Genomic DNA, 12,330 nt, shown 5'->3' with positions numbered 1-12,330 from the left:
GGTCAGTTCACGTCGATTCGGTGGCCCTCGTCGGCGTCGACGGCGTCGAGCGGGACCGTCACCGTGAGCACGCCGTTGCGGTACGTCCCGGTCGCGTCCTCGAGGACCGCGGTCGCGGGGAGTTCGATCGTCCGGGTGACGGACTCGTGACGGCGCTCGCGGCGGAGGTAGCGTCGGTCCGCGTCTTCGCGCTCCGTGTCGCGCTCGCCGGTGATGGTCAGCCGGTCGCCGCTGGCGCGAACGTCGATCTCATCGCGGTCGAAGCCCGGGAGATCGGCCATCACGACGAACTCGTCGTCGTACTCGGCGACGTCGACGTCGGCGGTCCGGAGGTCGCGGCCCCAGGCGCGCTCGCCGGCGAAGGGCGTGCGGCCGAGGAACTGCTCGATCTCGTCGAAGGGATTCGTCGCGTTCATGAGAACAGAAAGGCGCCGTGAGATAATAAACACAGAGTGAGACGTGCTATCCCCCGGACGCGACCGTTCCGGTTCGACGGCGATCGCGGGCCGGCGCTCAGTTGACGTCGATCGTGTGCCCGCGGTCGTCGTCGGGCGAGCGCTTGGGGAGCGTGACGGTGAGCACGCCGGCGGCGAAAGAGGCCGTCGCCGCGTCGGCCTCGACCGGTTCGGGGACCGGAACGCGGCGCGAGACGGACCGGAGGCGGCGCTCGCGCCGATGGTAGCGGACCTCGTCGCCCTCGCCCGCGTCCCCCGCGTCGGCCGCGTCGTCGCCCTCGGCGGCGAACTCGGCGGACTCCTCGCGGGAGCCGGCGATCACGAGCGCGTCGTCGCGCAGCTCGACGTCCACGTCGTCGGCGTCGAACCCGGGGAGGTCGGCGACGACGGTGATCGACTCGTCGTCCTCGATCACGTCGACGTCCACCTCGCGGGCCCCGGGGAACCGCGGGACCTCGGGACCGGCGCCCTCCAGCGTGCCGCCGAGTTCCTCGAACTCGCGGCCCATCCGTTCGAGCAGGTCCTCGATCTCGTCGAAGGGATCGCGTCGTGTCATGCGGGTCAGGATTCGAGTCGGAGCGTCTTGAACGTACTGGCGGCGGGACCGGGGGACCGGGCCCGGGCGACAGACACTATCCGCTGGCGCCCCTGGCGATCGTATGCGCCTGTTCTGGCACCGAGGCGACGCGCGGACGCGGGACAACGCCGGCCTCGCGGCGGCGGCCCGCGAGGGAACGGTCGTTCCCGTCTTCGTGTACGACGCGGACCTGCTCGCGACGGTCGGCGCGCGTCAGCGCGCCTTCTTCCTCCGGCACGTGAAACGCCTGGAGGAGCGGTATCGGGAACTCGGGAGCGACCTAATCGTCCGCGCGGGCGACCCGGACGAGGTCCTCGTCGACCTCGCCGACGAGCACGACGCCGAGGCGGTCGTCTACAACGAGCACTACCGGCCGGCCCGCCGGAACCGGCAGCGCGCGGTCGAGGACGCGCTCGCCGGCGCGGGCGTCGCGACGGACTCCCGGACCGACCTCGTGCTGGTCGACCCCGGGCGGCTGGAGGAGCGGTACCCGAACCACAGCCAGTTCCACGGCGACTGGGAGGCCGTGCCGAAGCGCGGGCCGTACCCGGAGCCCGACCCGGACGCGCTGGCCGACGTGCGCGACGGGAAGACGGTCCCCGAGCCCGACGCCGACATCGACCTCCCGGGCGCCGGGTACGAGGCCGCGCGCGAGCGGTTCGACGAGTTCCTCGACTACGGGATCACCTCCTACAACGACACCCGCGACGACCTCGCGCGGGCGGTCGAGGCGCCGACGCACGCGGTCTCCAGGATGTCGCCGTACCTCGCGACGGGGGCGATCGGGATCCGGGAGGTGTGGGCGGGCGCGAGCGACGTCTACGACGCCGTGACGGGCGGCGAGCGCCGCAACGTCGACAAGTACCGCTACGAGCTGTCGTGGCGCGAGCAGATGTACCACCTGCTGTACTACACCCCCGACCTCGCCGTCTCGAACTACAAGTCGTTCCCCAACGAGATCGCGTGGCGGGAGTCGGACGCGGACTTCGAGGCGTGGACCCGCGGCGAGACCGGCTACCCGCTCGTCGACGCGGGGATGCGACAGCTGAACGAGGAGGGGTACGTCCACAACCGGCCGCGGCAGGTGGTCGCCAGCTTCCTGACGAAACACCTCCTGATCGACTGGCGGCGCGGCGCGCGCTACTTCACGAAGCAGCTGATCGACCACGACTACGCCTCGAACCACGGCGCCTGGCAGTGGACCGCCTCCACCGGCACCGACTCCGTCGACGTGCGCATCTTCGACCCGGTGAGCCAGATGTCGAAGTACGACGACGGCGCCCGGTACGTGAAGGCGTACGTCCCGGAGCTGTCGGACGTGCCGGCCGGGAAGGTCGTCGACTGGCCGACCCTCTCGCGGACGGAGCGCGAGGAGCTGGCGCCCGACTACCCGCACCCCATCGTCGACCGGAACGAGGGGTACGAGCGGGCCCAGCGCGTCTTCGAGGAGGCGCTGGGGAAGCGCTGAAACGGTGCGGACCCGGTTGCGTATCCGAGTTCTTTTCAGGGGATCGGCCGAACACCGCGGGCATGTCCCCAGTCACGGTCGACGACGTCGAGGCCGCGGCCGAGCGGCTCGCCGGCACCGACATCGTCCAGCGCACGCCCGTCGAGCGGAGCCGGTCGCTGAGCGAGCGGTGCGGCGGCGACGTGCGCCTGAAGATGGAGCACCTCCAGCGCACCGGCTCGTTCAAGACGCGCGGCGCGTACAACGCGATCTCGCGGGCGGTCGACGGCTCCGGCGAGGGGGCCGACGAGCCCGCGATCGAGCGCGTCGTGGCCGCGAGCGCGGGCAACCACGCGCAGGGCGTCGCGCTGGCGGCGTCCGACGCCGGAATCGACGCGACGATCGTGATGCCGGAGTCGGCGCCGGCGGCGAAGATCGAGGCCACCCGCGCGTACGGCGCCGAGGTCGTCCTCCGCGGGAGCGCGTTCCCCGAGGCGATGGCCCACGCCCAGACCCTGACCGACGACCCCGGGACGCGGTTCGTCCACGCCTTCGACGACCCGGACGTGGTCGCCGGCCAAGGGACGCTCGGCTTAGAAGTCCTCGACCAGGTGCCCGCCGCCGACACCGTCCTCGTCCCGGTCGGCGGCGGCGGGCTCGCGGGCGGCGTCGCGACCGCGGTGAAGGCGCGATCGCCCGAGACGCGCGTGATCGGCGTCCAGACCGAGGGCGCGTCCACGCTCTCGGAGAGCCTCGCGGCCGGCGAACTCGTGACGCGCGACGAGCCCGACACCATCGCGGACGGCATCGCGACCGGCGGGCTGAGCGACCTCACCCTCGGCCTGCTGGACGAGCACCTCGACGGCGCCGTCGTCGTGAGCGACGACGACGTGGCGAGCGCGATCCTCCTGCTCTTGGAGCGCGCGAAACAGCTGGTCGAGGGCGCGGGCGCGACCGCCGCGGCCGCCCTGTTGAACGACGACGCGGTCGACGAGCTCGACCTCGCCGGCGAGACCGTCGTCCCGCTGCTCTGTGGCGGCAACATCGACGTGACGACGCTGAAGGAGGTGGTGACGCACGCGCTCGTCGACCGCGACCAGCTGATCGAGCTGTCCGTCCGCATCGACGACACGCCCGGGACGATGGGGGAGATAGCGACCCTGATCGGCGGCGAGCGCGCCAACATCCGGACGGTGCGCCACGAGCGCAGCCGCCCGGACCTGCCCGTGGGCGACGCCGACCTCGTGTTCGAGGTGGAGACGAACGGGCCCGCCCACGTCGACCGCGTCCTGACGGCGGTGCGCGAGGCGGGCTACGAGGTCGAGTGGACGACGCGGGAAGAGTGAGAGGCGAGGTCGTCAGTTTGTGAATAAAACCGCGGTGGCGCGCGCCTCCGAGCGGCCGCTGCTGGCGGCCGCGAGGAGCGCGTGCGAGGGAGTCGGCCGACCGGAGCGAAGCGGAGGGAGGCCGACGAGGTTGGGGAGGTGAGAGGTGCGGTTGCGGTGCGGGGCGGGACTCAAAGGGGCAGCCGCGAGGGCGAAGGCGCGCGACGTAAGCACCGCAACGAGGGAGCGGAGCGACCGAGTGAGGAGCGCAGCGAGCGCACCGAGCCCTCGCAGCTGGGGCTTTGGTGGTGTTCGCAGCGGATCCGTCAGCAGTAAGTTATAGCCGAGCAGACGAGCCGACGACAGAGCCGGATCCGTCTTCGTCTCGCTCGATCCGACGATTTGAAACGCGCACCCCGGCAACCACGTCGTAATGAGTCTCGTCGTCACCGACACCCTGGAAGACGAGCGCGTCGAGTTCACGGCCGACGGCGACGTCACGCTGTACGTCTGCGGCCTGACGGTGTCGGACGACCCGCACCTCGGCCACGCCCGGCTGTGGTTCCACGCCGACGTGCTCCACCGGTGGCTCGAACACGAGGGGTACGACGTGCGCCACGTCGAGAACGTCACCGACGTGAACGAGAAGATCACGGCCCGCGTCGGCGAGCGCGACGAGTGGACTGCCGAGCGCGACGTGGCCGAGACGTTCACGGCGAGCGTCTTCGACGCGATGCGCGGGCTGAACCTCCTGCGCGCGGAGGTGTACCCCCGCGTCACCGAGCACGTCCCGGAGATTATCGACCTGACGGAGACCCTGATCGAGAAGGGGTACGCCTACGAGTCGAACGGCTCCGTCTACTTCGACGTGACGCGCTTCGACGGGTACGGGAAGCTCTCGAACCAGGACCTCGACGCGCTCGAGGCGCAGGGCGAGCCGGACGAGCGCTCCGAGAAGCGCAACCCGGCGGACTTCGCGCTGTGGAAGGCCAACGGCGTCAGCGAGAGCGCGGCCCGCGAACACGCCAAACACGACCACGGCGCCGAGACGCCCGACGGCGAGACGTGGGACTCCCCGTGGGGCGAGGGGCGCCCGGGGTGGCACGTCGAGTGCTCGGCGATGTCGACGACGCACCTCGGCGACACGCTCGACGTCCACATGGGCGGGCGCGACCTCGTGTTCCCGCATCACGAAAACGAGATCGCGCAGTCGGAGGCGGCCACCGGCGAGGCGTTCGCGCGCCACTGGCTCCACGTCGGCCTCCTGGAGATGGACGGCGAGAAGATGTCCTCCTCGATCGGCAACTTCTGGACCGTCCCCGACGCCTTGGACGAACTCGGCGTCAACGTGGTCCGGACCTTCTACGCCGGCGCGGCCTACCGCTCCGAGCAGGCGCTCACCGAGGAGACGATCGCCGAGGCGGAGGAGCGCTGGGAGCGCCTCTCGCGCACTTACGACCGCGCCGTCGAGGCGCTCGACTCGACCGACTCCCGCGCGAAGGCCGCGGACGACGACCTCCGCGAGGCGGTCGCGACCGCGCGCGAGGGGTTCGCGGCCGCGATGAACGACGACCTGAACCTCCGGGAGGCGACCGCGGCGCTCCTCGATCTCACCGACGCGGTGAACCGCCACGTCGACGGGGTCGACGAGGCCGGCGAGGCCTACGACTACCGCGGCCTCCGCGAGGCCGTGGCGGCGTTCGAGGACCTCGGCGGCGACGTGCTCGGGCTCCAGTTCGAGGCGGAGAGCGGCGGCGACGTGGAGCTGGCGGGCGAGCTGGTCGAGCTCGTGCTCGACGTGCGCGAGGCCGAGCGCGAGGCGGGCAACTACGAGCGCGCAGACGAACTGCGGGACGCCCTCCGCGAGGTCGGCGTCGAGATAGAGGACGGGCCGGACGGCGCGACGTACCGGTTCGAGTGAGTGCGGGCCCGGGCCGCGTCGGATCGCGGCGGGCGTAGCGTTTTCTTGCTCGCTTCCGAAGGCGCACGCGAGATGGCCGAAGACGCCGCGCGGCGCGGACAGGCCGTGTACGACCGCTGGGCCGACTACGGCGTGCTGTACCGCGCGGTCGACCGCGCCACGCGCTCGGTCCGGGAAACGGGGGCCGCGGCACTCGACGTCGTCGCGGGCGACGCGGTCCTCGACCTCGGCTGCGGCCCGGGCGGGAGCGTTCCGCTCCTCGCGGACGCCGTCGGGCCGGACGGGACGGTGATCGCCGTCGACTACAGCGCCGGGATGGCGCGACGCGCCGCCGATCGCGCGGCGGCGCACCCGCCCGCCGCGGTGGTCCGGGGCGACGCCGGGCGACTTCCGCTCCGCGAGGACGCCGTCGACGCCGCCTTCGCGTCGCTGGCGCTGAGCGCGATGCCGGCGATCGGGGACGTCCTCGACGAGGTCGAGCGGGTCGTCCGTCCCGGCGGTCGGCTGGTGGTCGTCGACGGTCGGGTGCCGGACGGGGCGCTCGGGAGCGCGCTGGAGGGGGCATACCGTCGGCTCGTGAACTTCCGGAACCCGGACGTGCTCGCGGTGCTCCGGCGTCGGTTCGACGCGGTGACCGTCGTCGAGTCGTTCGACGCCGGGCTGGGAGTCGTCGCCCGCGTCGATGTGGAGTGACGCCGGCCGGTCACGCGGGCGTCAGTCCCAGGTCACGTAGACGAGGAACGCGATCCCGACGAACTCGAGGATCTGGAGGTACATCATCGCGCGGACCGCGGGCGTCGACATCTGCGGCGGGTTCAGGTAGTAGAACAGCGCCAGCGCGTTCTCCGCCAGGAGGAAGGCGGCGAACACCGCCGACCCGAGCGTGTGCTTGGACCGGACCTCGAGGTAGCTGCGCCCCCAGATGCCGAGGAGGACGAGCAACAGCAGGATGTTGACCCCCGCGGCGGCTCGCGCCACGTCGAGCGTCAGGGTCATTCCGCGTCGCCTCCGATTCCACGATCAGTCGCCGCGTTCGAGGTTCGGGTCATGCTCACTCCAGTTGGTCGATGATGGATTCGACGGTCTCCCAGTTGTTTCGGGTGCGCTCGGTCGGTAGGTACACCGCGCCGTAGGTCTGTTCCGTGCTCTCGACCACGTCGTTCTCTTCGAGCACGTCGAGGTGGTGTCGCACGGTCTTGTACGCCAGGTCGAGGTCCTCTGCGAGCTGGTTTGCGTTCCGCGGGCGCTCGTCGAGCGCGCGGAGCAGGCGGGCCCGGTTGGGACCCCCCCGCGTTCCGGCCAGCACCTGCCAGAGGACCGGCTCCATCGACAGTACCGATCGGCGGAGCGACGTATAAACGCGTGGATACCAGCACCGCGAGGGCGGAGGACAAGAGCGTCGGCGGGGACCATCTGGCGGCTCGGGGCCGCTACGGCTGTAACACGCCGTCGATGACGTGGATGATGCCGTTCGAGGCCTCGATGTCCGTGTCGATGATATCGGCCTGGTCGCCGTTGAGGTCGGTCCCCTCGACGTCGACCTTCGCGCCGTTGAGCGTCGGCACCTGGCTCGCGTTGACGATCGAGTTCGCCTTTCGGCGGCCCGGCACGACGTGGTAGGTGAGCACGTCGCCGAGCCCGTCGACGTCGCCGACGTTGTCGACCGTGATCCCGGCCGCGTTGAACGCCGCGTCGGTCGGCGCGAACACGGTGAGCTGTCGGTTTCCGCTCAGCGTGTCGACGAGCCCGGCCTCCTGGACCGCTGTGACGAGCACGTCGAACCCGTCGGCCGCGACGGCCACGTCGACGATCGTTTCCCCTTGGCTCGGCGGCTCGGCGGCGGCCGCTCCGACGCCGCCGACCAGCGTCGCCGTTCCCGCGCCGAGGCCCTTCAGTACCGTCCGTCTGTTCGCGTTCATGGGAGACACCCGGCCGGGAAGACGTTTCAGTATGTATTCAACAATTTGGAGAAAGTAACCCGCGTCCGGCACGAAAGCGACCCAAATCTTCGCCAGTATTGCCGGTAGGGGGCAGCGACCGAACAGGGGTGGGGTCGCTCGGGAGTGGGGTCGCTCGGGGGCGGCATCGCTCGGGGGCGGCATCGCTCGGGAACGGCATCGCTCGGGAACGGCATCGCTCGGGAACGGCATCGCTCGGGGGCCGCGAGCGGGCGCCGGGGCTCAGTCCAGCACGTGTTCGGTGTCGTACGAGCCGAGCACCTTGACCCAGCCCTTGTCGGCGATGGCCTCGACGTCGCCGACCGCCTTCGCCATGTGGTCCTCGTAGAGGCCGGCGTCCACGTCGAAGTGGAACAGGTAGTCGCCGAGGCGCTCGCCGCTCGGACGCGACTCGATCCGGGAGAGGTTGAGGTTGCGGTCCGCGAACGCCTCCAGCAGTTCGAGGAGGAGGCCCGGGTAGTTCGCGTTCGGGTAGACGATCAGCGTCGTCTTCCCGCCGGCGTCGGAGCGCGCGGAGTCGGGCGCGACGACGAGGAACCGGGTCGCGTTGGAGGTGCGGTCCTGGATGTCTGCGGCGAGGATGGAGAGGTCGTCGCCGGCGTTGTCCGGGTGGCCGATACCGGCGACGCGGGCGTCCTCGCGGGCGCGCTCGACGCCGCGGGCGGTGGAGGCGACCGCTTCGAGGCCGGCGTCCGGGTACTCGGCCTCCAGCCAGTTGCGGCACTGCGCGAGCGCCTGCGAGTGGCTCGCGACGACCTCGAAGGAGTCGTCCTGCGCGAGGAGGGCGTGCCGGATCGGCGTGACGACCTCGCGGGTGACCGACACGTCGTACTCCGCGAGCGCGTCGAGGCTCTCCGTGACCGAGCCCTCGATACTGTTCTCGATGGGGACGACGCCGCGCTCGAACTCGCCGTCGGCGACGGCGTCGACGATGGCGGTGACCGATTCGCGGAACGACACCTCGGCGGCGACGGAGCGCGCGGCGCGGTGCGAGTACGTGCCGGCGGGGCCCAGCGTGACGGCGTTCATCACCCCACCGTACCGGGGGCGGTGAGAAAAGCCTGCGGGGCGCGGCGATGTTTCCGGGCCGTCAGCGGGTGACGGTCCCCGCGGCGGGTCGCTCGTCCGCAGGGCTCACTCCTCGTCCGGGTCGGTCGGCACGCCGCCGAGGTTCCCATCGTCGTCGAACAGCTTCGCCCGGAGGAACCGCGTCCGGTAGCGGTTCGCGCCCTCCTTCGTGTCCGCCTCGCGGATCTCGTCGATCCGGCCGTCCGCGACGGCGTCGATAACCGCCTCGACCTGCTCTTTCTCGCTCGGGGTCAGCTCGAACTCGTAGGTCCGCGGCTGCTCGCTCTCCAGCCGCGTCCACTTCCGCGCGGCCGACACCACCACGGAGCAGGGCTCGCGACAGGGGAAGGCGCCGTCGCCGCCGTCGACGTCGAGCTCCGTCTCGTCGTCGTACTCCCACTCCCGGCGCTTCAGACACTGCGAGTCGTCGCAACAGGCCTCCGCGACCCAGTTGACGTGCTCGTACCCCTCGCCGCGGTCCCACGTCTTCACGACGCCGTAGATGCCCGACTGGCGCTCCATCGTCTCGCGCCAGTGGTTCACGTCGAGCTCGCCCTCGCGCTCGCGGTGCCAGTTGGCGACCGTCGCGGGGTATATCGTCTCGACCGTCTCGTAGAGTTCGCGGGGGCCGAGGTCGGGGAAGACCCAGCCGCCCGCGAGCGACGGCGCCGTCTTGAGGGGGCGGTACCGCCCCTTCTCGTCGAAGGTGACCAGGTCGCGCGCGTCGAGCGGGTCGTCGTACGCGTCGAGGTCGTCGACCGGGACGCCCGCGTCGTCGGCGTGGCGCACGTCGTAGCGGCGCTCGCCGCGGTCGGTGAGCGTCGCCGTAAGCTTCAGTTCGCCCCAGGCGCGCTCGATCCCGGCCGCGAGCGCCGCGTACCGGGCCGCGACGGTCTCGCCGTCGGCGTCCTCGATCCAGCGGAGGAAGGCGCGTCGGGGGCCGAACTCGCCGACGACGCGCTCGAAGACGTACCAGTCGGTGACGGCGGGCGCGCGCTCGGCGAGCGCCTCGTGGAGGTCGCGCTCGCTCATCCCCGTCGGCCGGCTCCCGTCGGCGAGGACGTACTCGTCGGGCGAGCCGCCGGGCAGCTCCTCGTCGGTCCCCTCGGTGCCGCGCGCGACGCTGAACCCCTCGAACCGCAGGGGCTCACCGGGGTCCAGCTCGTCGAGCGCGTCGAGGACCGCGTCGAACGCGTCGCTCGGGAGGTCGATCTCGGGGACCTCGGGCTCGTCGCCGCCCGCCTCGCCGCCGTCGGTCGCGGAGGTGGAGTCGGCCACGGTCAGTCCCCCGTGGCGACGCGGGTCGTCTCGCGCACGTCGTCGAGCGCGCTCCCGAGGTCGGCGCCGGCGTCGGCCGCGCGCTCCAAGACCACGTCGGCCATGAGCGGCTCCGTCCCCACCGCGCCGGCGTACCAGATCCGGGTGCCGTCGACCGTCTCGGGCACGTCGTACCCCTCGGTGTGGTCCTCGCAGAGGCCCACGTCCTCCGGGATGTCCTCCTGGGTGTGGTAGCCGTCGGCGATGAAGAGGGGGACCAGGACCACGTCGTCGCTCTCGAAGTGCTCGGGGAGGTCGTCGACCTCCGGGTCCTCGTCCATGTACAGCGCCTTCACCTCGTCGAAGCGGTCGCGCTCGGCGATCCGGTCGGCGTGGTACTCGATCGCCTTCGCGGAGTTCTCGTTGCGCTCGGTGCCGTGGCCGACGACCGCCAGGCCGAACCCCTCGCCCACGTCGGGGTCGTCCGTCACGGACTCGGCGCGCCGGACGATCACGTCGGTCATCGCGCGGTGGGTCCCCACCGGCCCGCAGTAGTGGACCTCGCGGTCGATGTCCTCGGCGACGAGCGTCGCCTGGTCCGCCGAGAGGCCGTCGGAGCCCCACTCGGAGACGTCCCAGCCGTCGAGCCGGAGCTCGCGCGGGATCACCTGCTCGGTGAAGTAGCCCTCCGAGACGAACAGCGGGACGACGTATATCTCGTCGCCCTCGACGGTCCGGAGCACCTCTCGGAAGTGCGGTTCCTCCTTCCAGAACCCGGTGCGGACCTCGTCGAAGGCACCGGTGGCGCGGATCGTGTCGGCGTGGTCGTACGTCGGCGCGCTCGACTCGGGGTTGAGGTGGGAGCCGTGCGCGACGATGACGAGCGACTGCATACCCGTGCTGGGGCCGCGCCGCTCTTAGGGACTTCGGAGGCTGCGGAACGACGGGAACGGCGCTCGGTCGCCCGGGACTTCCCCGCCCGACCGAAACGATCTTGCCCGCCCGCCGCGCAGCCCCGCGCATGTCGCTGGCAGCCGAGACGCGGGAGGCGGTCAGAGCGCGCCCGTTCGTCCGCGACGCGCTCCGCGCCGGACTGGTGAACCACAGCGCCGCGGCGTCGTGGCTCGCGGCGCGCGCCGACCTCGACGGCGACCCCGACGCGATCGCGGCCGCGCTCCGCCGCTTCCGGGAGGACCTGCCGGCCTACGAGACCGAGGCCCGGACCGCGAGCGTTTCCATGCGGAGCGGAGTGGGCATCGCCGACGACGCGACCGAGGCGAACGACGGCGCGGGGCGCGACGAGACGGACGCCGACCCCCTCCTCCGCGTGGGCGACGCGGCGGTCGTCGAGGGCGGCGACCGCACCGCGATCCTGGCGACCGGCGACGTGGACGCCGCGGCGCTGGCGGACGCGCTGGGGCGGCTCGGCGCCGCGGACGTGGAGGTGGCGGCCGCGGGCGTGGCCGGCGACGCGCTCGTCTGCGTCGTCTCCCGGCGCGACGGCGCGAGCGCGGTGCGGGTCGTCGAGGCGGCGCTGGAGGCGGTGCCCGTGGATGAGAGGTGAATTCGGCCGACGAGCGGGAATCCGGCCGAGGAGGGGTGAATTCGACCGACGAGGGATGGATTCGGTCGACGAGAGGCGAGCCCGATCGGCGGGACGCGAGCCCGGACCGCGGCGAGCGAACCGATCCTGTCCGGGACGGCCTTTTTGCCGCTCTCGCTCCCAGTCGATCGCGTGTTGCTCACGACCGCTTTCGTCTTCCACGTGCTCTCCGGCGCCCTGTGGACCGGCGCGACGCTGTACGTCGTCTACGCGACCCTGCCGCGGGCGACCGACGGGACGCTCGGGCGGGCCGCGTTCGTCGACGCCGCGCACCGGCTCCTCATGGTCACGCGCTGGACCGGCGTCGTCCTCCCGGTCACCGGCGCGTACATGATCTGGCGGCTGTACACGCCGATCGAGCTCCTCGCGACGACCGGCCGTGGGTGGGCCGTCCTCGCGATGCTGTCGCTGTGGGGCGCGATGAACGGGCTCGTCGAACTGGGCGTCCTCCGGATGCGCCGCGAGGTGGACCCCGACCTCGGGTGGGGTCGGTACATGGCCGAGGGGTTCCCGGTCGACGCCCTCGCCGGGGTCGGGGGCGTCCCCGGGTCCGCCCGGCTGGCCTCCGTCGCCCGTCCGTACCTCCTCGCGAGCGCGGGGCTGGCCGTCCTGCTGCTCGTCGACGCCGCGCTCCTGGCCGGCGGGATACCGGGGTGACGATGCCCCGGAACGCGAGTATATAAATGGCGTCGAATCGGTGTTCTCGCGCCGACAGAGGG

The 12,330-nt window shown here is 71.8% G+C and carries 14 protein-coding genes; 6 read left to right on the top strand and 8 right to left on the bottom strand.

Annotated features, from left to right (window positions below):
• Positions 1 to 2 precede the first annotated feature (2 nt).
• A complete protein-coding gene (gene hsp14 / locus EXE44_RS06465; RefSeq protein ID WP_137716462.1) occupies positions 3 to 416 on the bottom strand; it encodes an archaeal heat shock protein Hsp14 in 414 nt (137 codons plus the stop codon).
• 97 nt (positions 417 to 513) lie between these two features.
• Positions 514 to 1,011 (bottom strand): Hsp20/alpha crystallin family protein, encoded by a 498-nt coding sequence (locus EXE44_RS06460; protein ID WP_137716461.1) that lies wholly within the window; start codon positions 1,009 to 1,011, stop codon positions 514 to 516.
• Between the two features lie 103 nt (positions 1,012 to 1,114).
• Here EXE44_RS06460 and EXE44_RS06455 point away from each other — a divergent pair, with 103 nt between their 5' ends.
• From EXE44_RS06455 to EXE44_RS06440, 4 genes are all read left to right on the top strand, one after another.
• Positions 1,115 to 2,500, top strand: coding sequence for a deoxyribodipyrimidine photo-lyase (locus EXE44_RS06455; RefSeq protein WP_137716460.1), 1,386 nt, complete (start codon positions 1,115 to 1,117; stop codon positions 2,498 to 2,500).
• Between the two features lie 62 nt (positions 2,501 to 2,562).
• A complete protein-coding gene (ilvA, locus tag EXE44_RS06450; protein WP_137716459.1) occupies positions 2,563 to 3,825 on the top strand; it encodes a threonine ammonia-lyase in 1,263 nt (420 codons plus the stop codon).
• 412 nt (positions 3,826 to 4,237) lie between these two features.
• Entirely contained in the window at positions 4,238 to 5,725 is a 1,488-nt protein-coding gene (gene cysS / locus EXE44_RS06445) for a cysteine--tRNA ligase (RefSeq protein WP_137716458.1), read from the top strand.
• Positions 5,726 to 5,797: 72 nt separating this feature from the next.
• Positions 5,798 to 6,418 carry a methyltransferase domain-containing protein gene (locus EXE44_RS06440; protein ID WP_137716457.1) on the top strand — a complete coding sequence of 207 codons (621 nt, stop codon included), beginning with the start codon at positions 5,798 to 5,800 and terminating at the stop codon, positions 6,416 to 6,418.
• Between the two features lie 21 nt (positions 6,419 to 6,439).
• Here the strand turns inward: EXE44_RS06440 and EXE44_RS06435 are convergent, their stop codons facing one another.
• The 6 genes from EXE44_RS06435 to EXE44_RS06410 all read right to left on the bottom strand — a co-directional run bounded on the left by EXE44_RS06435 (position 6,440) and on the right by EXE44_RS06410 (position 10,901).
• Positions 6,440 to 6,721 carry a hypothetical protein gene (locus tag EXE44_RS06435; RefSeq protein ID WP_137716456.1) on the bottom strand — a complete coding sequence of 94 codons (282 nt, stop codon included), beginning with the start codon at positions 6,719 to 6,721 and terminating at the stop codon, positions 6,440 to 6,442.
• A 55-nt stretch (positions 6,722 to 6,776) separates the two neighbouring features.
• On the bottom strand, positions 6,777 to 7,052 hold the full coding sequence (locus EXE44_RS06430) for a winged helix-turn-helix domain-containing protein (protein WP_121561544.1): 276 nt from the start codon (positions 7,050 to 7,052) through the stop codon (positions 6,777 to 6,779).
• A 103-nt stretch (positions 7,053 to 7,155) separates the two neighbouring features.
• Positions 7,156 to 7,644, bottom strand: coding sequence for a fasciclin domain-containing protein (locus EXE44_RS06425; RefSeq protein WP_137716455.1), 489 nt, complete (start codon positions 7,642 to 7,644; stop codon positions 7,156 to 7,158).
• Positions 7,645 to 7,905: 261 nt separating this feature from the next.
• Positions 7,906 to 8,712, bottom strand: a complete 807-nt coding sequence (gene pheA, locus EXE44_RS06420; protein ID WP_137716454.1) for a prephenate dehydratase — start codon at positions 8,710 to 8,712, stop codon at positions 7,906 to 7,908.
• Between the two features lie 105 nt (positions 8,713 to 8,817).
• A complete protein-coding gene (locus EXE44_RS06415) occupies positions 8,818 to 10,029 on the bottom strand; it encodes a DR2241 family protein (RefSeq protein WP_137716453.1) in 1,212 nt (403 codons plus the stop codon).
• 2 nt (positions 10,030 to 10,031) lie between these two features.
• On the bottom strand, positions 10,032 to 10,901 hold the full coding sequence (locus EXE44_RS06410; protein WP_121600983.1) for a CbiX/SirB N-terminal domain-containing protein: 870 nt from the start codon (positions 10,899 to 10,901) through the stop codon (positions 10,032 to 10,034).
• 128 nt (positions 10,902 to 11,029) lie between these two features.
• On the opposite strand from EXE44_RS06410, the gene EXE44_RS06405 reads away from it, so the two are divergent.
• The gene (locus tag EXE44_RS06405; RefSeq protein WP_137716452.1) at positions 11,030 to 11,572 is read left to right on the top strand and encodes a hypothetical protein; all 543 of its coding nucleotides are present in this window, start codon (positions 11,030 to 11,032) and stop codon (positions 11,570 to 11,572) included.
• A gap of 171 nt (positions 11,573 to 11,743) precedes the next feature.
• Complete coding sequence (locus EXE44_RS06400) at positions 11,744 to 12,268, top strand: copper resistance protein CopD (RefSeq protein ID WP_137716451.1); 525 nt, start codon at positions 11,744 to 11,746, stop codon at positions 12,266 to 12,268.
• Positions 12,269 to 12,330: the final 62 nt, after the last annotated feature.

This window comes from Halorubrum sp. SS7, from assembly GCF_005435055.1.
Taxonomy (GTDB): domain Archaea; phylum Halobacteriota; class Halobacteria; order Halobacteriales; family Haloferacaceae; genus Halorubrum; species Halorubrum salinarum.
The sequence above is the reverse complement of the archived record's forward strand: the minus strand, read 5'-3'. Positions and strand labels throughout refer to the sequence as shown.

Bases quoted from the DNA above. Each gene is read 5' to 3' on its own strand.
- EXE44_RS06455 (WP_137716460.1), top strand. From the start codon at position 1,115: ATGCGCCTGTTCTGGCACCGAGGCGACGCGCGGACGCGGGACAACGCC.
- EXE44_RS06440 (WP_137716457.1), top strand. From the start codon at position 5,798: ATGGCCGAAGACGCCGCGCGGCGCGGACAGGCCGTGTACGACCGCTGG.
- hsp14 (WP_137716462.1), bottom strand. From the start codon at position 416: ATGAACGCGACGAATCCCTTCGACGAGATCGAGCAGTTCCTCGGCCGC.
- pheA (WP_137716454.1), bottom strand. From the start codon at position 8,712: ATGAACGCCGTCACGCTGGGCCCCGCCGGCACGTACTCGCACCGCGCC.
- EXE44_RS06405 (WP_137716452.1), top strand. From the start codon at position 11,030: ATGTCGCTGGCAGCCGAGACGCGGGAGGCGGTCAGAGCGCGCCCGTTC.
- EXE44_RS06425 (WP_137716455.1), bottom strand. From the start codon at position 7,644: ATGAACGCGAACAGACGGACGGTACTGAAGGGCCTCGGCGCGGGAACG.
- EXE44_RS06430 (WP_121561544.1), bottom strand. From the start codon at position 7,052: ATGGAGCCGGTCCTCTGGCAGGTGCTGGCCGGAACGCGGGGGGGTCCC.
- EXE44_RS06410 (WP_121600983.1), bottom strand. From the start codon at position 10,901: ATGCAGTCGCTCGTCATCGTCGCGCACGGCTCCCACCTCAACCCCGAG.
- EXE44_RS06435 (WP_137716456.1), bottom strand. From the start codon at position 6,721: ATGACCCTGACGCTCGACGTGGCGCGAGCCGCCGCGGGGGTCAACATC.
- EXE44_RS06460 (WP_137716461.1), bottom strand. From the start codon at position 1,011: ATGACACGACGCGATCCCTTCGACGAGATCGAGGACCTGCTCGAACGG.
- cysS (WP_137716458.1), top strand. From the start codon at position 4,238: ATGAGTCTCGTCGTCACCGACACCCTGGAAGACGAGCGCGTCGAGTTC.
- ilvA (WP_137716459.1), top strand. From the start codon at position 2,563: ATGTCCCCAGTCACGGTCGACGACGTCGAGGCCGCGGCCGAGCGGCTC.